Annotated in this window: 16 protein-coding genes; 1 reads left to right on the forward strand and 15 read right to left on the reverse strand. The window is 43.1% G+C overall.

Annotated features, from left to right (window positions below):
- From ACK8P8_RS19055 to ACK8P8_RS19090, 8 genes are all read right to left on the reverse strand, one after another.
- Positions 1–315, reverse strand: coding sequence for a chaperone modulator CbpM (locus ACK8P8_RS19055; RefSeq protein WP_369860182.1), 315 nt, complete (start codon positions 313–315; stop codon positions 1–3).
- Between the two features lie 12 nt (positions 316–327).
- Positions 328–1,242: a DnaJ C-terminal domain-containing protein gene (locus ACK8P8_RS19060; protein ID WP_186975854.1), complete on the reverse strand. Its 915-nt coding sequence runs from the start codon at positions 1,240–1,242 to the stop codon at positions 328–330.
- 179 nt (positions 1,243–1,421) lie between these two features.
- Complete coding sequence (locus ACK8P8_RS19065; RefSeq protein ID WP_099291784.1) at positions 1,422–2,375, reverse strand: hypothetical protein; 954 nt, start codon at positions 2,373–2,375, stop codon at positions 1,422–1,424.
- A 22-nt stretch (positions 2,376–2,397) separates the two neighbouring features.
- Positions 2,398–3,939: a RagB/SusD family nutrient uptake outer membrane protein gene (locus ACK8P8_RS19070; protein WP_410026148.1), complete on the reverse strand. Its 1,542-nt coding sequence runs from the start codon at positions 3,937–3,939 to the stop codon at positions 2,398–2,400.
- Between the two features lie 11 nt (positions 3,940–3,950).
- Positions 3,951–7,598 carry a SusC/RagA family TonB-linked outer membrane protein gene (locus ACK8P8_RS19075; protein ID WP_303179958.1) on the reverse strand — a complete coding sequence of 1,216 codons (3,648 nt, stop codon included), beginning with the start codon at positions 7,596–7,598 and terminating at the stop codon, positions 3,951–3,953.
- Positions 7,599–7,629: 31 nt separating this feature from the next.
- Positions 7,630–8,787 (reverse strand): FecR family protein, encoded by a 1,158-nt coding sequence (locus tag ACK8P8_RS19080; protein WP_099291782.1) that lies wholly within the window; start codon positions 8,785–8,787, stop codon positions 7,630–7,632.
- A gap of 100 nt (positions 8,788–8,887) precedes the next feature.
- Positions 8,888–9,463 (reverse strand): sigma-70 family RNA polymerase sigma factor, encoded by a 576-nt coding sequence (locus ACK8P8_RS19085; protein WP_099291781.1) that lies wholly within the window; start codon positions 9,461–9,463, stop codon positions 8,888–8,890.
- A gap of 125 nt (positions 9,464–9,588) precedes the next feature.
- Positions 9,589–10,470 carry an energy transducer TonB gene (locus ACK8P8_RS19090; protein WP_186975856.1) on the reverse strand — a complete coding sequence of 294 codons (882 nt, stop codon included), beginning with the start codon at positions 10,468–10,470 and terminating at the stop codon, positions 9,589–9,591.
- Between the two features lie 257 nt (positions 10,471–10,727).
- Here ACK8P8_RS19090 and ACK8P8_RS19095 point away from each other — a divergent pair, with 257 nt between their 5' ends.
- Positions 10,728–11,156, forward strand: a complete 429-nt coding sequence (locus tag ACK8P8_RS19095; RefSeq protein ID WP_186975857.1) for an Hsp20/alpha crystallin family protein — start codon at positions 10,728–10,730, stop codon at positions 11,154–11,156.
- Between the two features lie 61 nt (positions 11,157–11,217).
- Here ACK8P8_RS19095 and ACK8P8_RS19100 read toward each other — a convergent pair whose 3' ends face one another.
- The 7 genes from ACK8P8_RS19100 to ACK8P8_RS19130 form a co-directional block, all read right to left on the reverse strand.
- On the reverse strand, positions 11,218–13,842 hold the full coding sequence (locus ACK8P8_RS19100; protein ID WP_186975858.1) for a zinc-dependent metalloprotease: 2,625 nt from the start codon (positions 13,840–13,842) through the stop codon (positions 11,218–11,220).
- A 24-nt stretch (positions 13,843–13,866) separates the two neighbouring features.
- Positions 13,867–14,730 carry a hypothetical protein gene (locus tag ACK8P8_RS19105; protein ID WP_186975859.1) on the reverse strand — a complete coding sequence of 288 codons (864 nt, stop codon included), beginning with the start codon at positions 14,728–14,730 and terminating at the stop codon, positions 13,867–13,869.
- A gap of 28 nt (positions 14,731–14,758) precedes the next feature.
- On the reverse strand, positions 14,759–16,180 hold the full coding sequence (locus tag ACK8P8_RS19110) for a RagB/SusD family nutrient uptake outer membrane protein (RefSeq protein ID WP_186975860.1): 1,422 nt from the start codon (positions 16,178–16,180) through the stop codon (positions 14,759–14,761).
- A 34-nt stretch (positions 16,181–16,214) separates the two neighbouring features.
- Positions 16,215–19,727: a SusC/RagA family TonB-linked outer membrane protein gene (locus ACK8P8_RS19115; protein ID WP_255469492.1), complete on the reverse strand. Its 3,513-nt coding sequence runs from the start codon at positions 19,725–19,727 to the stop codon at positions 16,215–16,217.
- 157 nt (positions 19,728–19,884) lie between these two features.
- Positions 19,885–21,063 carry a FecR domain-containing protein gene (locus ACK8P8_RS19120; protein ID WP_186975861.1) on the reverse strand — a complete coding sequence of 393 codons (1,179 nt, stop codon included), beginning with the start codon at positions 21,061–21,063 and terminating at the stop codon, positions 19,885–19,887.
- Between the two features lie 95 nt (positions 21,064–21,158).
- Positions 21,159–21,704: an RNA polymerase sigma factor gene (locus ACK8P8_RS19125; RefSeq protein WP_186975862.1), complete on the reverse strand. Its 546-nt coding sequence runs from the start codon at positions 21,702–21,704 to the stop codon at positions 21,159–21,161.
- A gap of 21 nt (positions 21,705–21,725) precedes the next feature.
- Positions 21,726–22,880 carry an AAA family ATPase gene (locus ACK8P8_RS19130; RefSeq protein WP_186975863.1) on the reverse strand — a complete coding sequence of 385 codons (1,155 nt, stop codon included), beginning with the start codon at positions 22,878–22,880 and terminating at the stop codon, positions 21,726–21,728.
- Positions 22,881–22,928: the final 48 nt, after the last annotated feature.

Here is a 22,928-nt window from a genome sequence, read left to right on the forward strand (position 1 = left end):
TTAATACTCTTCCCAATGCTCCAATCCCGCCCGGTACAAGCGAAGTTCCCGACGCATACGGTCGAGTTCACGTTGCATATCGTGCATACGTCCCATCAATTCATGGATGACACCGATACCCTCGATGTTCACGGACAGGTCTTCATGCCAACGCACAAACCGTTCCAGATCTCCCAATTGCTCAACAGGTAAATAACGTTCGCCGTCAACGACCTGAATATCGATTAATCCATCCTCTTCCAGAGAGATGATAAACGACGGATCGACATGACTTTGCCGGCAATATTCTTTAATTATAATCAAATCTGTTTGCATAACTGACACGTTTTATTTAAGACCTTGTAATTCCTTGAACAACGCTTTCTGCTTCTCCGTCAAGTCGGTCGGTATCTGCACGGAGTAAGTCACGATTAGATCGCCGAACTTGCCGTCTTCCTTGTAGACGGGGTATCCTTTGCCTCTCAACCTTACTTTAGCCCCGTTTTGCGTGCCGGGTTTTACTTTCAATTTCACTTTCCCGTCCATGGTGTCTACCATTTGTTCTCCGCCGAGAATTGCGGTGTAGAGATCCAGCGGTGCCGTCACGTACAGATCATTCCCCAAGCGTTTGAACACGGGGTCTTCGGCTATCACGAAAGTGATATACAAATCTCCTGCCGGACCGCCATTCACGCCGGGAGCGCCTTGTCCCTTCAACTTGATGGTCTGCCCGTCCGCCACTCCCGCGGGAACGGTGATCCTTATATTCTTTCCGTTTACCGTTAATATCTGCTTGTGGGTATGTGCCGCATCTTGAAATGACAGGTGTAATTCCGCGTTATAGTCCTGTCCCCGGAATCCGGCAGAACGCCCTCCGCCACGACGGGAACCGAACAAGGATTCGAAGAAGTCCGAGAACTCCCCGTCACCCCCCATGCCGGAAAAACCGCCTTCCGACGACCAGTAAGCACCACCGCCGCTACCGAAACCACCGCCTTGCTGTTGCTGGCGCTGCCTTTGAGCCTCGAACTCATCGGCATGTTTCCAGTTTTCCCCGTATTGGTCATACTTTTTCCGTTTCTCCGGATCGCCCAATACTTCGTTTGCCTCGTTTATCTCTTGAAAACGTAGCTTGGCATTCGGGTCATCCGGGTTCAAGTCCGGGTGATACTTTCTGGCCAACTTTTTAAAAGCCTTCTTGATGGCATCCTGCGAAGCACTTTTATCAACTCCTAAAATCTTATAGTAATCTATATAGGCCATACTTTTATAATTTATACATTCTGTAATATGTTAATACAAACCATGTACCAACTTGTAATATACGTCTGAAAATGACGCATAGTTACACGAGAACTGACAAAGTGGCAAAAAGTAAAAACAGGAAGACCGACACACGATCCCCCTGTTTTCTAACCGGAGAAAATAAATCTTCCAGAAACTTAGAATGGTGTAGGTAATTCCTTTACTTTCTTTGCAAATCCCGGCAAGTCAAACCCGTAATTCTTAAATTGTTCGACGACCATCTTGTAGCGTGCGTTTACCAGAGGATATTTTTCGGGTGGGAATTTCTCCTCAAACTCTTCTTTCGTCCAACGCATTGCCGCACGGGTGAACATCATAAAATCTCCTCCTTTCGCCGTGACAATCTGTTCTATATTCCCGTACCAATAATCACTCCAATTAAACATACAACACATAGATGTCATACAAGTAATATATCCAACAAAACCACGATTCATATAGTAATTCGGATCTTCGGGATTCTCCTTTTCAATTTCCGTTTTATAATCTATTCCTGCTTGAAAGCCAACTGGCTCAGTGATAAGATTTTTCACCACACTATTTTCAACAATTTTATTATACACGGAATGTACAAGCCCGTGCCTAAAATCCTCTATACCAGGAATATCAAAGATAAATTTTATTGTATCAAGTAAACCTATTGCCCAAAAATCCAAACCATTCAGATTAACTCCAACATTATCACCGTAAGAAGCATAAGATCCCCCTAAATCTTCAGCCAAATAAAGATAGAGCGGGGAACATGCCTCCACGATCTCTTTTTTCCCCAAGAAAGGAACCAAATAATTCTTTAACAAATCCTCGTATTTCGGCATATGGTCATCTGGAACCGGATGTCCGGTCCAATCTCCACCGGCAGAGATCGTCCAGTTTTTATTCAAATCTCCCGGTGTAAAATCCTTATAAATCACGCAAATACCAAAATCATCATACATTTGCTCAAAAAGTTTATCCCACGATTCACTCCCCTGCGGGAATTCAAAACGCACGGGAGAATAATCCCCGGACGGCACTGCCTTGTCTTCATCGTAACAACCGCCTAAAAAAAGACTTAGTCCCGTGATCAACAACAATAAATATCTCATTTTCATAATCGATGTTTTAAATTATACATTATCGCACAGCTACACCTTCCCGCTTGGGGGCTAAAGGATTTTGCACCAACGATGAATTTCTCGTTCGTGTCGATTCCGGAATAGGAAGTGTATAAGCAGGATCTTTTTCTTTTAGCGTGTATTCCACCCATTGATTCCCATCCAAGTTCCAGCGATGCTTTATTTCCGGCATCCCGTACCTTCTTAGGTCATTCCAACGATGCCCCTCGAAACAAAGTTCCCGGCGACGCTCTTCACGGATATAAGTGATCAATGCTTCCGCATCGGAAAAAACACTCAATTTCCGATAGTCTTTTCTACGATATCTCATATAGCGTAAATCTTCCAAACGTTCCATGGCTTTTGTCTGCATTTGGGCGTCTCCCGCCTTGTACAAGAATGCTGCCGCCTCCATAGAATTCAAATACGCTTCAGCCACCCGAAGACTCAATACAGATTGAGCGCTTTCAATCACGCTCCGATTAGAATTCACACCATACTTCCCGACAGGACGACGTACCAACGTATCCCAAGGCATGCCTTCGGGAGCTTCTTTTTTACACCCGGGTTCATCAATAATGTAATTGTCTTTTCTCAAATCACTTTCCGAATAACATTTCAACAGACCATGAGAAGCGACATAATTCCACCTGTTTTTAGGTATTCCCTCCCTCGGGAAAACAGTCAAGCAACCATTTTGAGAATAAGAAAATATTTGCTCCGGGCAATTTACATTACAGAAATCATAATAAGGTACGTCTTCCGTGGGTACAAATTCATTCAAATCCTTCAACCGAAAAGCGTAATCGGAAATCACCTTTTCCGCGTACTTGTGAGCTTGTTCCCAATTCTCCATTTCAAGGTACACGCGGGACAATAACAATTGCGCCATCGGCAGACTGGCTTTATAGTCCGGTCTCCATCGTTTTTCCTCAGGTATAGTCAAATACAGTCGTTCTGCCTCCAACAAATCTTTCTCGATGCGGGCGTAACATTCTTCCACCGTATTCCGGGACATCAACGATTCCTCGATATTACTATTCAGTTTTAACGGAACGCCCAATGCTTTTTTATCATAAGAATAAGGGGCCCCGAATATATTCACGATATACAAATAATTAAAGGCACGCATAGTAAAAGCCTGTGCTTTCAGCTCATTTCTAGTCTCTTCAAGGCCATTTACATCATCGACATAATCAAGCACGGCATTACACCCTAATATCCTGCTATACCCGTCTCTCCACAGGGCAAACCATTGGTCACTCATACCCGCGGCTCCAAATATCTCAAACATATCGGGTTGCCAACTAAAAGCAGCCAAGGGACCTTCAACCGCACTTGTCCTTCCCTCTATAAATTCGCCCCCGTCAACATCGTCATCCAAAAGCACCAAAGGTCCGGCCATGGCAATATTCAGCGTATATACCTCCGCAATCATCAGTTCCCGCAAAGCGGAAACATCTTCCGGTATAAATTGCGTGTTTGATCTCGGCTCTAAAAAATCACTGCAAGAAGCACACACGAGCAGTATTCCCCAAAAATATAACATCATCTTTTTCATAAACTTCCATTTTAAAATCCAATATTAATTCCCAAAGAATAAGTACGAGGCATGACACTGTTCCCCAATTCCGGATCGAAACCGTTGAATTTCTTGCTGGCAATCACAAATACATTGTTCACGTAAGCACTGATAGACAAATTGGTCAAATAAAGTTTCTTACACCATTCCCCGGAAACACGCCATGTCAATGACATCTGGGTACAACGCAGGAAAGAGGCACTAACTACCCGGAAATCGGATTTATCCCACATCTCATACATATTCGAACTACCTCCATCCGGTCTCTTTACCCAATAATCACTAAAATTGCTGCTCGTGTAAATCGCGGGAACCTTGGTCTTGTTTTCATCACCCGGCTCTCGCCAACGTTTAGCAATTTCTTTATCCACGTTGATAAACGGATCCGGCATAAATACACTTCCTCTTTCTCCCGAGTACAAACTTGGCAACCGTTTTTTACCTCCTAAAAGGACAGAGAAGTCCGCGCCAAAAGAAACGTCCTTGTAACGCAAACGGGTATTCAACCCGCCCGTAAAGTAAGGATCTGTCTGACCGGAATACACCAGATACTCTGTCGGGTCCATTTTTGAATCCGTTTCCTCGAAATCCATGTAATTAAACGTCGGATAACCTGTTTCGGGATCCAATCCGGCAAAGGAGAAAGACCAGATGGCAGATATCGGATAGCCTTTCTTTAAAACACGACTGGAGGAGCCAGACAAATACTCACTTAAATCAGGTGTACTGACTTCATTGACAGAACTGCCTTTATTCCAGTTTTTGGAACTATTGATCCCTATCGTCCACGCAAAATCTTTTCGTTGGAAAGGAGTAAAATGAACCGAATACTCCACACCGTGGTTCGTGATTCTTCCCCCGTTAATGTTCATTGAAGATATTCCATACTCTTCCGGAATCTTTTGCGCGACAATCGCATCAGATGAGCGTCCGTAATATTCAAGGTTCATGGTAATCCCGTTGAACAATTGTAAATCGAATCCCAAGTTCCAAGATTTCGTCCGTTCCCATTTCAAGTTAGGATTAGGTAAAGAACGTATTCCCGCCCCGTACTCGTTAAATGGCTTGAAAACTGTACTATATCTTCCTAAAATCATTTCAGGGCTTACCGTATTTACAGAATTTCCCTGCACCCCGTAAGTCGCTCTGAAATTCAATTGGTTCAACCAACTGATATGATTTTTTATAAAAGGTTCTTCAGCCATCCGCCAAGAAACACCAAAAGAATAAGTCGGGTCCATACGTTTATTCACGTCTTGCCCAAAAGCATTCGAGGCATCGGAACGAATATTCGCGTTGAATACATATTTATCTTTGTAAGAATAAGCCACGGTGGCAAACAAGGAAAGATAGTTATTCACCTGATCCGTTTCTTTCCATCCGCCACTATACAAAGCCTGCAATATACCCCAATCTTTAGGAGTCTCTGCTGTCACCAACTGCTTCAATCCGGTCGGTGCGACCAAGCCATTCCCCCTGTCCGGAGTATACCCCCATACCGTGTTTGCCGTACCGTCCGCATCCTCCGAACGTACCTCAATTCCCGCCATCGCGTTCAACCGATGATCTTCATTGAAAGTCTTGCTAAATACAAATTTGTTTTGAATGTTATAACTTTTATTCGAAAGGTATGAAGTCATGTATTCCCCCCCGAAAGGCAGCATGGCGGATTTAAATTCATCGCTTCCGGGTTCTGCCGTACCGTAATCATATCCCCTGTACTTGGAAGCAATATGATACGTTTGCTCACCCGCGAATGATTTGGAAGTATTCGATACCTCCGTGTAACCAAGTACCAATTCATAACGGAACCATGAAGTAACATCCCAATTCAAGTTGAGGGAGGCATTCGTATTCATATTAAACGCCTTGGCGTAACTATTATCTCGCTCGTTTTCAAAATTATAACTGTAAAGGATGTCTTTACCCGCGGGAGCATAAGGATTACTTCTCAAATAATAGAGGGGAGCACCGTTCTCGTCATAAGCGGGCAGAGCCCGACTTGTTGATTTGGCATATTCCATCGGGTTGACTCCCGGACCGAAAGTTCGGTTATCTCCCCTTGCTAAAATGACGGAAGCGTCCACGTTCAAATTTTTCAGCAATTGCGCACCCACTCTTAACCGAAGTCCCATTTTCTTGGCAGAGTTGCCAATTTCCTGCCCTTGGTCATCACTAAAGTTAAATGACAAATTATAAGTCACTTTTTCCGATCCGCCCATCAGACTGAGATTGTGATTGTGGCTAAAACCATTTTGTGTCAATATATCAAACCAGTCGGTATTCACGGTTTCCAGCCTCTCCAAGTAAGTTCCATACTCTTCTATCGTGATTTCTTTGCTCGCGACAAGCCTCATCAATCCCTCGTACGACGAAGTCTGTGCCACAGGCTCTGCAATGAAACGTCCCCCGTTCTCGTAGGCTTCCTTGGAGTAATCAATACGCTCGCGGGAATTCATCATGTTGAACATCCCGTAACTGGGTTTCTGTTTGAAAGAAAAATTCGCCGTATAATTCACGCTCAGACGATCGGTTTTACTCTTTTTGGTCGTGATAACGATAACCCCGTTCGAGGCTTTCGAACCGTATATCGCCGTAGCCGAAGCATCTTTCAACACGGTGATCGTTTCTATATCCGAAGGATTCAACCAAGAAATCTGATTACCGAGTACATTTTTCAAATCTTCCGTCATGGTAGAGGATACGTCCAAGGGAAGCGGATCCGGTTGGATAATACCGTCAACCACCCACAACGGATCCTGATTTCCCAATATCGTGGAGGTTCCTCGTATCTGTATTTTAGGATTCGTCCCCACCCGGGAACTGGTATTCATCACGATCATTCCGGCTACCCGCCCTTGCAGCATCTGGTCGACAGAAGTATATACCGGTTGCATGATATCGGAAGCCCTTACCGTCGTGTACGCCCCCACCATATCTTTCCGGTTCACGGTTTGATAACCGGTACTTACCGTCACCTCTCCCAACTGCCGGATATCTTCTTCCATCACGATCACCCACGGAGTTTTCTGTTCATTCTCTTTATAGATCACTTCTTTCGTTCGCAAACCGATAAAAGAGAAGACAAGGCGTATTTCCTTATCTTTTACTTTTGGTATTTCCAAAGTAAATTCCCCTTTCGAGTTTGTTGAAGTCCCCAACTTCATACCTTTCAACAGCACCGTCACTCCCGGAAGAGGAAGTCCTTCAGTATCCTTCACGACACCCGAAATAACCACTTTAGCGACGGTTTTAGTAGAATCCTGTTCAGAGACTTTAAGAGGGACTATCAAGATATAATCATCCTCAAAACGATAAGTCATACCGCTTCCTTTCAAGATTAACTTCAAACACTCTTCCAGTTCCACATCTTTACAATTCAGTACCACCCGTTGGTCATTGGCCAAATGCTCGTCGCTGTAAATTACAATCTTATTGGTTTGACGTTGAAATTCGACCAGAGCCTCCTTTATCGTTGTCTCACCCAAATCTATCGTAACCCTCTTTTGAGAAAAACCATTTCCAAAAGAGAAAAGCACAAAGAAGACATTCATCAACAAAGTCAATCTCATGACAGTATAAAGCTTCCACGACCTGTACCGTAAAGGTTCAGGCCCTTCCTTTTGATTTTTTTCCATAAATTTGAATTTTAAGTTTTTACGTTCTATGTTAGTTTTGGTACCAATCTATGATTATTTCCTGCCCTTTTCTTTTGAATGAAATATTTATAATTTCTTCCAACATCTTGAGCGTATGATCCACGTCGTCATATTTCCGAAATCCCCCGGTAAAGCGAATTTTCTTTATCGCTTCATCTTTAAACGTGTAAGTAACAGGAATCCAGCGACTCAATTTCAACATCAACTGTTCCAGCGGCATCGCGTCAAACCGGAATAAACCACGAGTCCAAGCGACATACACGCTCGTGTCCACGTCACGTATTGTCTTTTCCGATGTTCGGTTATTCAATAAAAATTGCTGTCCGGGCAATAATATGGCTTGTTCCTCTTCACGCCCCACCTGTACGCTTCCGTTCAAAAGAGTAACCTCCGTGTTTTCCTCATCCGGATAGGCTGAAACATTAAACCATGTCCCCAATACCTGAACATCCGCATGATCCGTGTGAACCACAAAAGACTTACCGGGATGCTTCGCCACCTCGAAATAAGCCTCCCCGGATAAAAAGACTTCACGGGTATCACCATTAAAATTCACGGGATACCGGAGCTTGGATTCCGAGTTCAAGACGATTAAACTTCCATCCGAGAGACGCAATTTATATTCCCCGCATTTCGGAACAACGAGTTCGTTATACACGGTCTCTTCCGAAAGAGTATCGATGCTATGTTCCTCGTAAACCAGCAACGCGGAATCCGAACGAATCACCGATCCGGCTTCCCGAATCATCCGGTCTGTCCTATGACCTACATCCACTCGTTCACCTGAAGCCAGAATCAATGTTACATTAGCCTGTCTGGATTCCGTCACTCGCTCTACATGTCCTCTATCCATAAATCGGGACACGAAAAAGGCTCCCATAATCAATACAACAGAAGCTGCAACTCCCGCACTCCATATTTTGAGTAAACGTTTCTTCCGTCTTCCTTTCTTGATTTCAAGTATTTTCTCCCATCCTTCGGATTTTTGTATTTGTTCTCTTTTATAAGCCCATTTGCCACTATACCATAAAGAACAAATTTCCCGGTAAGCATTTCTGTTTTGTTCACTTTCATCCAGCCACGCCTGCAGACACTCCTTCCGGTTCTTGTCAAGCCCTTGACTAAGTTTCGTGAATATCAGTTCATATATTTCCTCTTGTATTGGCATACGAATACATATTTTTCTAGGAAGACAGAAAAAATAGAAAAATGGGTAGGTATTTTTCCGTTTTTTTTCCTAGAAAATCCTAATGCATTATCTCCCAATACTAAAACAAGTGTAAGCGACGCAAGAAAAATAGAAGAATTTCGCTGCTTCTATGAGCAAGACGTTCGCGCAGACGCACAATACCTTTATTAAGCAAGAATTTTACGGTATTTACAGAAATGTGCAATTCCTCGGCAGCCTCTTTATATTTCAAGTTCCTCAACATGATACACTCCACGATCTGTCGGGTGCGCTCGGGAAGAAGATTGACTTCTTTCATCACGATGTCCATCCGTTCCTCGTCAATCCGCACGACCATCTCTACCGGGATGTCAACATCTTCCAACATTTCCCGTTTTTGCAAAACATCTTTCTTTTCAAAATAAGTACGACATTTATTCCTTATCGCGGAAAACAGATAAGTCGCCAGATTCTTTTCAGATACCTCCAAGAGATAATCACCCTCCCATAATTTTAAAAACAACTCTTGAACCAGATCCTCGGCAGTAGCTTGGTCCTTCAAGAATTCATCCGCGTATAGAACTAACGGACGATAGTATCGATCAAAAAGTAAATGTATACCTTCTGGTTTATTATTCCGGATTGAATTTAATATGACACTATCCTCTATCACCATATAGTCTTATCTTGGAGTGTCAAATATATGACAAAATTATTGAAATGTCTTATCTTAAGACTGAATTTAACAATGACGGGTCGGGGTATTTACATCCCGACCCGTCATTTAATACCTTGTAATAATTATTGCTGCAAAATATAATTCTCGAAATAGAGTTTAAAACGATCTTTCAATAAATCTTTTATCTGCAACATCTTGTCCATCTCGAGTTGTCTCATCTTTATCTCGGAAGATACAAATTTATTGACAAAATCATCTGTTCCCAGACTTTCGATCAATTTGATCTTCGCGTCAATCTCGTTCTCGTATATTTTTGTCAATTCTTTTACATCCGTCTTTTTCAACTTCAATACTTTGGTTTGAGCTTTCACCACACTGTCGATCTCGCCTTTGATAGCCTGACTCTTTTCCAGCAACAATTTGTAAAGCGTGGCATCATCTCCCAACTGTTTTTTGAAAGCCTCTACGCGGGCTGCCTGTTCCTCCGGCGTTAATTGATTGCCTTGTTTCAGTAGCTCTTGTTCCTCTTCCAGATTCTTCAGGTATTGCTCGTAAGTCAATTGTTCCTCTGCCAATTTAAACGTGATCGGCAAAGTCTTGGAAAAACGTACCGCTTCACCGTTCATCATGGCGGGTTTCCATTTCGGCATACTTTGGATCACGCGCACAGCCTCCGCATCCAGAATCGGGTGAGCCGAACGCACGACGGTAACATGAGATATTGCCCCGTCTTTTTCTACCGTGAAAGTCACGAACACTTTGCCCTCGATACGCTCCTGTTGAGCCTCTTCCGGGTACATGATATTCTCCCCGAGCCATTGATTCAGATTCCCGTTAAACTCCGGCTGTACATCTGCAACCACATGTACGGTAGTATCACCATCTGCCAAACACACTTCCGTGCCGTGTGCCATTACCGGAGAAGACATCCATCCAAGGCCAACGACCAACGCTACAACAAATATTGTTCTAGCCCAATTGTAATTATTATTTGATCTATGCATAATGTATTTATTAAGTACATACCTATTTAAACAGCCATAAAGCTACAATTATTATCACAAAAACGTACTTGAAATTGAAAATATTTGTCATATGACGAAGCAAAAAATGAAAATTTGACATAATATCCATGACAAAAAGTCCGTAAATCACGATGGCACAGGCTTTGCACTATTCCTTATCGAACGACGGTTCCTAAAAAGAGCCGGAGTCCAAAGATAAGATTGAATGTTAAACTTAAAGATAGGAGACTGAAATTATGATGCCTGTAAGAAGAACTCAAAATTGGTTACCAAGTATCTTTAATGATTTCTTTGATAACGAGTGGATGACTAGAACAAACGCAACTGCACCCGCAATCAACGTGATCGAGTCGGAAAAAGATTATAAAGTAGAAGTTGCCGCCCCGGGTATGACAAAAGAAGATTTTAACGTTCGCATTGACGAAGATAATAATCTGGTCATCACCATGGAGAAGAAAATTGAAAACAACGAGGAGAAGAAAGAACAACGCTTCCTGCGTCGTGAGTTTTCATACTCCAAGTTCCAGCAGACGATGATTCTGCCCGACGATGTTGACAAAGAAAAGATTGCCGCCGGTGTAGAACACGGTGTATTAACCATTGATCTACCGAAGATTTCCATCGAGGATATTAAAAAAGAACAAAGAACCATTGAAATAAAATAAGATTAAGGTAACCAATATAAAAAAGTCGGTCAAAAATTGACCGACTTTTTTTATTGACACGCTATTTTTTCTGTGCTTCAATCATTAACAAAAGGGATTGATAATGAATTTTATCCCCTACATTTGCCATTGCCTGTTTTGTTTTTATCAAATTCTCTATTTTCTTCAACATAACGGCACAATAAGCAGCAGATTCATCTATATCACTTACATTCACCTCTTTCTGCCAACCGTAATCGCCAGTATCCCCAAACTGATATTTCTCTCGCAAGCAAGCTGCAACATAACCTTTCCCGTGTTCTTCCTCGAGAGCTCGCAATTCCGGCAAATATTCATTAATACAACCCGTTTCATCCAATCCGTAAAGAGCAATCTCATCTACAGAAGGAGCATAAATCATATCTGCAACTTGAAGAGATTTACCTCCTTTTTTATCCATAACTTTTCCGGCTGCAGCTATCGCCTCCTGCACAGCCAACCTCTGCAATATTTTATCACCAGCCGTCAACTTACGCCCTTTCATAGCCGATTCCCAGATTCCGGCAAAAAGATCATCGTAGTAATTCTCCAATGTATAAGGTTGAGTGCTGACATGAGAAGACAATAATATGCCTTTATTAAGTTGAAATAATTTTTTACCCACTCGAGATTTCAACATAAGAGATTGATTGATTGCCAACGGGAATTTGCTCGTCACATCTTTTTGATCCAACCAATCGCTTTCACGCAATTGTTTAATAACCCATTTCAACGATTTTTGTTGTACATCCCGAGGAACCGCTCTCCAACGCTCACCCGGAGTTCCGTCTTTCACCTCCGTTAAATAAATACCTCCCACGTTAGTCAAGGCATTCAACAAATAACGGTTATACTGGTTACAAAGTCCCGAATACAACTCCTGTCTGTGAGCTGTCGATTCATCATCTTTTATCCAACTATTCAAGTTCTCCAAAATATATTTCAGATTCTTGATCCCGTAATCTCCCGCTTTACAAGCATCATCTCCCAAATCTTCCTCAAGGGCACTCGGGTCATAACGAGAATACACTTGCTGTTTCCCATAACGGTAGATAGGATCGCCAGCCTTCTCGTCTACCCAGCCTTCCAATATTTTAGCTTCCTCCCGTACTGATTTATCACCCGGGATAGGAGAATACAACCATTTAATGGCATACTCATCATACACACCCATATCCGGAGGTGACAAGCGTACTCCCTCGTCACCCGGCTGCGCCACGTAATTAAAACGAGCGTAATCCATAATAGAGGGTGTCGTACCGTATTTATTCGTGAAGGATGCGGAACGTAACGAATCCACGGGATAAGCACTGGAAGCAGCCATATTATGCATCAATCCCAACGTATGTCCTATTTCATGGGCAAACACGTAAGCCAAGGATTCATCCACCACCTCTTGCGGCAATTTCTTACCCCGCACTCTCGGGTCTAACTGCGCGGTCTGGATAAAACGCCAGCTATTAATCAATTTAATTACATCATTATAAACCAGTACGGTCGCATTAATAATCTCTCCGGTTCTCGGGTCTACCCAAGAAGGTCCCATGGCATTCTCAACCGAGATCGGCACATAACGAATACATGAATATTTCAAGTTGTCGGGATCAAAATTAGGATCATCTTTCGGGAAATCACGTGCAACCATCACATTTTTAAAACCGATTTTCTCGAAAGCCTGATTCCATATCAAAACCGATTGTTTCAAAGGTTCCTTCCATGATTCGGGGAAAGCATCATCAATATACCACACGATAGGTTTCACCGGTTCCACCAGTTCCCCGCATTCCCATGCCTTCATATCCTTAGGTTCCAATCTCCAACGGTTAGCCAATGCATAACTTTCAATCCCATCTGCCGCCATAGTGATATTTTGTTTGCCGGTAAGAAATATACCTACACGGGAATCTGCGATTCTCGGTTTCATTTGCTCCTCCGGCAACAACAATATCGTACGCATTACTTTAGTCGTCAATTCTCCCGACCCGATATTCTGCCCAAAAAAGGATATACTATAATCATAAGTCATGTACGACGCTATCGTTACGTTATCATCGAAAGCTTTGATCTTATCCAACATACCGAATCCCGGTTTCAACCGAGAAGAGATCCCCAGAATACTGTAATTGCTCTCAACCGGCTTCAAAGCTTCCTCGTCCCCAACGAACAATTCCGTCATATCAAATACAACCGAAGTAGAATCATTATTATAAGCCGCTATCGGGTACTTCTTATAAAACGTGTCCATGTAATTTCGTTTTATGGCAATCTCCAGTTCCTTATCCCCCTCCATCATGGCATTTACGTTCTGGAGTACAATCGTACTATCCATCTTTATGAATCTGACATGCAAAGGATCAAGTGTTTTATACCCGACCATAGCCAATCTGGAATTACTGGATTCCGATGTCGTGGAAGCAATCAATAAATCACGTCCGCAATATTTCAAAGGAAGTTCCACGTAAAGTTTTCCCCCAATCTTGTGCAAAGAAAGAAACTCCCCTGAAGCGGTCTCCCGTCCCGCTTTTTTCATCAACTTCTCGTATTTCGTTTCCTTTGCGACATTCGTCTCTTCTTTGACATTTTTCTTTTTCCTTTCTGCCGCAAAAGATTTACACACGCAAGGTGCCATAAACACCAAAAGTAATAAACCTACAATACTTTTTTTCATACAATACATTTTAAACATACAACATTATTCATAAACAGTGTTACCGATTTTACAAACATCTATACCATATTGCTCCTTCAGACAGTTGACCAGTATTTGATATTTCTCCCGAATCAACGGGTATTCCAAATCCTCAGCCCACTCCCCGGTAGTGCGATATACCAAAGAAGCCAAATAAGCGTTTACATCATCTGTAGAAGTGATTTGGTAAGTATCATAACTCCATTCACTATCCGTTTTCGGATTGTACACGAATCCCCACTCTCTCGCTTCTTCCGAACTACTTGCATAAGATTTCGTGTAATCACTTCCAGCATAAAACTCATCAGGAATAGTTATCACACCATAAGCCACGCAGTATTCCAAGAACGTGGCTTGCAAATAAGATTTAAATTCTCTCTTTTCCGCGGCAGACATATCAGCCACATCCTTCTCCACCTTATTAATGGCTATCTGATTTTCCAGATAACGAGCCGGAATATCTACCCAATTTTCCCACCAAGAGCCAATATCTTCCTTCAACATCCCCGTTAAAAATACCCGATAAGGCATCATTCTTTTCAAAACCTCCGCATCATACAAATCAAACCAAGTAATTTCCAACAAGTTTAATAAATTCACAACATCATTGGGGTCTATCGGCTCATAATCATAATAAGCCCAAAGAGCCGTCTGAGTCCATTCTATATCTTTTTCCGTGTATTTATACAAGAAATAAGTATTGTACTTTTCATACAACTTCAAAATGACCTCATCCGCAGCAGCATTCCCTCCCTGTGGCAACACGTAATCCGGGTCAGTTATTTGAATCTCCCCAATCTCTTTGTCCTCCGCGCAGGCTCCTAAAAACAGGAGCGCAAACAAGAATACATATATACTCGTCTTCATCGTTGTAACATTTTAGATTCTACATTTCTCATTTCCCTTGCCTCAAAGGCTGCTTTGCCGATTCATTTTGCTGCAATCCCGGATTCTCGTCCATCACTTCATTAGGAATCGGTAACGTGTACAAAGGATCTTTTTCCGTCAACACGTAAGTCTGCCAATTCGCCGAACTCCTTGCCTTATACCGGTGAGAAATAGCAGGCATTCCATAACGCCGCAAATCAAACCAACGCACCTCGTCATAACAAAGTTCCAATCGACGTTCTTCACGAATTGCTTCCAGCAATGCCACCGCATCTGTAATTTCCGCTTCATCATAATCCCGATAACGATTCTCCCGCAAATGCTCCAAGTCATCCCATGCCAACCCGATTTGATTATCCTGTACCAAAGCTTCTGCCCGATTCAGGTAAGCCTCCGACATGCGAATCGAATTTGTCGGCATTCTTGGCGTACCGCTCGGGTAACTCAGTCGTTTTTTAGTAACATTCCAGTTCGCATCAAACCAAAGTAGCCGGCGGGTATCATTCGGGTTCGCATCAAACTTTTCACGCAAATCCGAAGAAACAAGAACCGTATTCAATCGACTCGGTGTATTTCCATTACCATACACCCACTCCACTTCCGAATAACTATAATTGGCAATACAAATTGCGCTTGCCGGTAAATTCACGTAATTCGTTAACAAATTACCATGTTCTATCGCCTTCGTGGCAGCAGCAATAGCTTCTTTCCATAACTCCATGTGTAAATAAACACGAGACAAAAGAATATTAACCGTTGGCAAATTTATCCGGAAACTTCCCCTACGCTTGGTATATTTTTCAAACAAAGCTGACGATTCCGTCAAATCCTTCACGATCTGTCCATACACCTCTTCCACCGTACTCCGGGCTTTCCCGTTCGTTTCCATATCAGCCGTTAACTTCAAAGGTACTCCTAATGCCTTTTTATTATAATTATAAGGTTCCCCGTAAAGATTTACCAACATAAAATAATAATAACCTCTCAAAGCCAAGGCTTCCGCCTTCACCCGGTCACGCTCTTCCACATCACCGGTTGCCTCATCAATCCCGTCCAGCACGGCATTCACTCCCATAATCCGCTCGTATGTCGGGGAATAAGTCTCATCATACGAAGATTTATCCACCTCCTGTCGTTCCCACATATCCGGTTGCCATGTAAAAAACGGGAAAACACCCACTGCACCAGCATTATCCGTTTCGTCGTTAAAATTATTATCATTCAGCATAAAATCGTCATCCAACAAATAGAGCGTATTATAAATCGCCTTTGTCGGTGACGGATAGCCTGCCCCCAAAAGCAATTCACTATAATCGGAAACAGTCTTCACGATTACCTCATCCGAGGACTCTTTCTCCAAATAATCGGAACAAGCCCCCAGCCCCAGCAATCCCAATAAGCATATCATGAATTGTAATTTCTTCATCATATCATTATTTATTATTTAACACTCAACTTACCTCTTAAAACATCACTTGTAAAGACAATGAAGTAACCCTTCTCGTCGGCCAATCTCCCGTTTCCGGATCCAACCCGTTCCATTTACTATCGGAAACCCACATAAACGGGTTCGTCATACTTGCTTTAAGCAACAACCGTTGCGCCCCGATTCGAGATAACCACTTCTGTTCAAAATCATAAGACAACGACAAAGAACGACAACGAATAAAATCCGTGTTAGCCACTCGCAAATCGGAATTATTATACATATCATACAACCGTCTTTCCGAACTCGCTACCGTGGCTGTCGTCGGCAAATTGATATAGGCTTTACTCGTCGGAATAGAAGGAATATTGGTTTTATCTCCCGCTTTCCGCCAACGCTTGGCTAAATCCCGGGATACATTCTGCTCCGGGGTTGGAATCCCGTAATTGCTATCCGTGTCATACAACTTCGGCAAACGGGCATGTCCTCCCCACTGCACGTTGAACAAAGCATACAACGACCAATTCCGGTACTTGAACATCATGTTCAAACCTCCCGAAAAATCCGGGGTAAACTTACCGGACTTCACCAAATAGGCCAACGGACTCTCCCCGTCCTCCACATCCATGTAATCAAATTTCGGGAAACCATTCTCATCATCCAGACCTGCATACTTGAAAGAATAGAACGTGGAAAAAGCCTCCCCGTTCACCACGGCACTACCATCCAGATAATCGTTCAAGGTATTAATCCGTTGATTCTTATTTACCTTATTCTTGGTCACGGCCGTATTCAATGACAACTGCCAAGTGAAATCTTTCGTCCGAACCGGAATCACGTTAATCACGAAATCATAACCGGTATTCGTCATCTCACCCCCGTCCACGATAGCTTTCTCCACTCCATTTTCCCGGGGGATATTACGGGAAGAAAGTACGTCACTGACCTTTTTGAAATAATTCACCGTGAAATTCAATCGTCCTTCCAAGAATGCGGCATCTACCCCCAAATTATAGGTTTTCGTTTTTTCCCATCCAAGATCAGAATAAGGCAACGACTTCACGTTCAACACGTAATCATTATAATATTCATTCACGCCTCCCTGTTCCGCTATCAAATAAGGAGAAACCGTTTCCACCGCGTTACCTTGATAACCGTAAGAAGCTATCAAATCCAAATTATTCAACCACCACAAATCTCTCGCGAAATTCTCCGAAGCCACTCTCCACTTCGCTCCCACCGACCATGTCGGCTCGAAACGTTTATTTTTATCCTGCCCGAAACGATTGGATGCATCAAGACGAGCGCTGACATTCAACACGTAGCGATTATCATAAGCATACACGGCGGAAACATACTCGCTCAGTTTATTGTCAATCTTATTCAACACGGTAGCTTCTCCTTGTGCCAAATCATTATCTACCGGATCACCCAAATATATATACGTCATCGGCAACTTCACGAAAGTTTCGCCCCGCTCCCTCAAATACCCGTAACGCTTTCCGGTCGACCCTCTCGTTTTAGTAGAATTAGTTTCGATACCCAACTGCAACGTCATCCGGTGCACATCCTTGAACATTCTATCATACACCAAAGCATTCCGCACCGTGATGGTAGTCACATCCGTCAACCCGGTTTCCAACAATCCCCCGAAAGGCAAACGGGTATACCCGAACTCCTCGGCAGAATTTTCGTAAGCCTCAAAATCATACCCCCGGAGAGTAGAAGCGTAAAAAGAACGCTCCGTGGCATACTTTTTCACGTCTGCCGACGAGGAAGCATAAGACACCAAGCCTTGGTATTCCAATCCCGGCAAAATATTCCATTTCAAGTCCAAGGTTGCCCCCCAACTCTTCGTGTTGTTCTCGCTTCCCGTGTTATCTAACTCATTCTGAATATTATACAAGTAATTATATTTACTATTAATTACCGTACTTTCGGTTTCCGCCCATTTGTCATGATAATGCAAAGTACCATCCTCGTTATACATGGGGATCACACGGCTCGTGTTATACGCATAATTGAAAGGATCCACGTCATAGGCAAAACCTTCCGCTTTTCGCCAAGTACCCTTCAACAACAAATTCACCATCAATTTATTGTCAAACAAATTCACCGTCGTGTTAGAGGTAGCCGTAAACAACGCCACGTTATTCCCCTTCGCTTCTCCCCTCTCGTCCGTGTATCCCAACGAAGTCCTGTTCTGAATCTTTTCAGAACCACCGCTCAAACTCAAACTATGTTTATGACTAAACGAATTACTGAACAGCAAATCAAACCAATCCGTGTTTCGCTCGGCCATTTTCCTGTATTCCTTATCGAAATCTTCCTTCGAAATCTTTTTATCCAAATAAGATTTCAACAATCCGGCATACCCGACCTCCAAAATCGTGTTAGGGTAAACCACCCGATCCTCGTACATTTCCCTCGAGAACTCCATCATCTCCTGTGAATTCATCCGGTCATACAACCCGTAACGAGGTCTCTGACCTATAGAAAAATCCCCGCTATACGATACCGAAACTTTACCCGCTTTTGCCTTTTTTGTCGTGATAACGATGACACCATTAGCCGCCTCGGAACCATAAATAGCGGTAGCCGAAGCATCCTTCAAAACAGTGATTGTTTCTATATCATTGGGATTCAACCATGAAATTGCATTACCCGCTAACTGGGAAATATCATCCGCGTCCACCGAAAACTTCGTGTTATCCTCCGAGTTAAACGGTTGGGGATCCCGTTGCACCACTCCGTCAACCACCCATACCGGTTCCTGACTCCCCAGCAAAGAAGAAGTACCCCTTACGCGTATCTTCGGTGAAGAGCCCACCATACCGGTTCCCGACTGCACCAGCATTCCCGGAACCACCCCCTGCAACATCTGGTCGATAGAAGAAGCTCCCGCCATCATAATATCCGCCACGTTCACCGTGGTTGCCGCTCCCGTGTAATTCCCCTTCGCCGTTCTCCCGTAGCCGGTAATCACCACGTCGTCCAAAGCCTTGATGTCTTCCTCCATCACCACGTTAATCGAATCTTGCCCCACGTACTTCACCTCTACAGTCTTCATTCCCATAAACGAAAACACGAGAGAAACATTATCCGTCATCGGCAAAAGCAAAGAATAATACCCGTTATGATCAGTCGTCGTTCCTAACTTCAAATCTTTCGCCATCACGGCTACCCCGGGGAGAGGCAACTTGTCTTTATCTGACACTCGCCCCACGATATTCAACGACTTTTTCTTTTCCTCCGGAGCTAGTTTCAAAACAATAAACTCATCCATCATCTCGTAAGTCAAACGTGTGCCTTCTAAAATTCTATCCAGCACAACCTTCAAATCCGTCTGCACGAATCCCGCTTCCACGGTTTGCGACTTATCCAACTCGTTGTTACTATACACCACGGTAAGCCCCGTCTGTTCTTTGATCTGTTTAAATAACTCCAAATAAGTCACGATCTTCGCCTCAACCGTGATCTTCGCTTGAGCCTTAACACCGGCAACCGCCAGATGCATGCTTGCCAATAATAAAATTACGCTTAGTTTCATTACTTTCAATAATTTTCGTGGTTCAAAACCTCGCATGAAAAACCACCTCGTTCGCTTTTTTTTCATACTTTTGCAAATAGGTATATTATTATTATTAATAAGCCCTATCCCGGATCGTGCGTCACCACTATTCGGGATAATTCATTTTATATAAGCTTCATCTTTTCGCACGAATCACGACTTTCCCTTCCTCCTCCTCGAACTTCACATTTGTCGTCTTCGATATCATATTCAACACGTAATCCAAACTCCTGTATTTAGTTACCGCCCCGGAAAAACGGAATTTCTTTGCCTCCTCATCCACAAAAACAAAAGATACTCCATACCAACGAGATAATTTCACGGTCAATACCTCCAAAGGCATATCCTCAAAATTAAACTTACCGGTTTTCCAATCAATAATCATCCGAACATCACCTTCCCGAATAGTAGTTTTACCGTTCTCTTTGTTTAAAGATGCAACCTCTCCCGGTTCAAGCGCATAAGCCTCCTTTCCCACGTCAAAACTAACTTTCCCGTGCAAAAGCGCCACTTCCGTCAAACCGTCATTCTCGTAAGCCATCACGTTAAATGCCGTCCCCAGCACACGCACTTTCACTTCTCCCAGATGCACGTAAAACGGTTTATCCGGGTTTGACGCCACCTCGAAGTAAGCCTCGCCTTGCAAACTCACTTCCCGCGAATCCCCGTAAAAGCGATTGGGAAACTCCAACCGTGAATCCGAATTTATCCAAACTTTCGTACCATCGCTCAACTCCACGAAGTACTCCCCTTTCCGAGGCACCACGATCGTGTTGTTCTCTCGTATCCCCTCCCCGGGCATCCCTTTATCCTCGAATCGAACTCCTCCCGTTGAATCCTGTATCACACCTACACCGGAAATATCCGCCACTTGACGAGTTTCACCTTCCTTTAACTCGATCCTTTTTCCCGACGAAGTCACTAAAATCGCTTTAGCCGATCCGGATTCAACTTGTAAAACACTCGCGAAAACATTTGATTCACCCTTGATTTCCCGTTGTCCTCTCCAAACGAAAAACGCCCCTACCAACACCATTACCACGGCAGCGACACTACTTCCCCACGCGTACCACAATCTCCTTCGCCTCTCCAAAATCGGGGTTATACGCTTCCACACATCTTCTTGCATCCGCTCCAATCTACTCCGTTTTCCGACAGCATCCACATGCACCTTTGTCCGAAGTATCTCCCGAAAATACTTTTCATGCTCGGGGGAAGCTTCCAACCACCGAATCAAACTACTCTTGTCTTGTTCCGGAAGCTCCCCTTGCAGGTATCGGGCAATCCACTCGTCTATTTCATTCCATGTATCCATGACCTATTTTCTTTTCCGTATAGACAATAAAAAAGAAAATCGGGTGAATCAAAAAGAGAAAAAATTCAAAAAAAATCAAGCACCAAGCATAACCATCAATTTATCAGCACCATAACAAGAAACAAATCCATCCGTTCGGCAAAACGCTCCCGCAAATGCCTCATCCCGTTTTTCAACAACGTTTTCACGGAATTTATAGATATTCCCAACGCATCCGCGACCTCTTGATATTTCATTTCATGAAAAAACACGCTTCTAATAATTTCCCGTGTCTGTTCAGGCATTCGCTCTATTTCAGCCTCCACCTCCTGAATCAACGTGTCGTTCCACTTCACCATCTCCTCCTCAACCACTTCTTCCCGCAACACATCCAGTCGATCACGCAATATATCTTTCTTTTTTAATCGATTCAGGCAACTATTCTTTACCGAACGGAACAAGTAAGTCTTCGTGACCTCACTCCGGATTTTTTGATACGTTTTGTCCTTCCAGAAATTTATAAAAACCTCTTGTATAACATCCTCCGCTTCCTCCTCCGAAATCAAAAAACTAAGGGCATACAAAAACATCGGCTTCGAGTATTCTCTATAGACCTGCTCAAACCTATCCGCCAGATTCATTTTATTCACAGACTCTTCCATGCTCCCCACTACTATTTTGAATTAAAGCTTATATCCTGTTCCATACGTTTCTGCCAACCAAAAACCGAAAAACCGGTCATAAACGTGATACACCCCTCCATCCTTAGTTATAAACTCTCTCTCGAGCAATTGTTTTATCGCGGATTGCACGGAACTCGGCGAATGCAATCCATGCCTTTTGACAAATTGCGTCGAGGTTATCTCCATGGCTTTCCCTTCTTTAGCTATTGCAAACAATACCTCTTTCTGCCTTTCGGGCAACATGGCAACCATACTTTGATAAACAGTTTTATTCGCTTCCACCGTTAAATGCAATATCTGGTCAGCAAGGTTTACCGTCATCTCTTCTCCTGCCTCCACCTGTTCATAAAAACGATTAAACAACATCTGCATATACCAAGTATGCCCCTCCAACAAATTATACACGCGCGTGATACACTCCTCCGTAATCTTTTTACCCGCTTCACGAAAATGATGATACACGAACTCCTTATACCGTTCCGGCCGAATGGCTTCCAGATTCAGAAGAGAAGCACTCTGGTAAAACGGTCTTGATGCCGAAAAAAACATATTTTGCATCATGTGGCGTTGGCTACCGGAAAACACAAAATTAGCATTCTTACATCTTTGAATACACGTGCGCAACATTGCCTCCACGTTTTTCTCCGGGTACTTGGCAATCTGCTGAAACTCATCAATAGCCACGATACAACGTTTATCGGCTCTTTCCAAATACATGAAAATCTCTTCAAGAGATAATTCCGGTTGCTTGATATCTCCAATCCCGATATCAAAAACAGGCTGTCCACTCATTGAGTCTAACTTAAATGCCGGACGCAGTGAACTGATAATGGCAAAGAATTGCTCTATAAACTTCTTCCCCTTGGGCTTCAAGGTTTCAAAAATATGCTTGCCTAGAGCGAACACGAATTCCCTTAACGTACCCGTGGCATAAATATCGATAAAGAACGTGTAGAACTCTTCTTGCACCTGCTTACGATGAAAACAATGTTCTATTAACCCTGTTTTACCCATACGCCGGGGAGAAACAATCACCGTATTACGCTCGTTAAAAAAAGCCCGCGTAAGTTCATCACTTTCCATCTCCCGGTCACAAAAATATTCGGCAGAAACATACCCGCTAATTATAAAAGGATTCCTAACCTTTGCTATCATCATTAGATTATTTAAATTGCAATTATTGCAAATATAATAATTGCAAAT

Source organism: Butyricimonas muris (assembly GCF_046365375.1).
GTDB lineage: Bacteria > Bacteroidota > Bacteroidia > Bacteroidales > Marinifilaceae > Butyricimonas > Butyricimonas muris.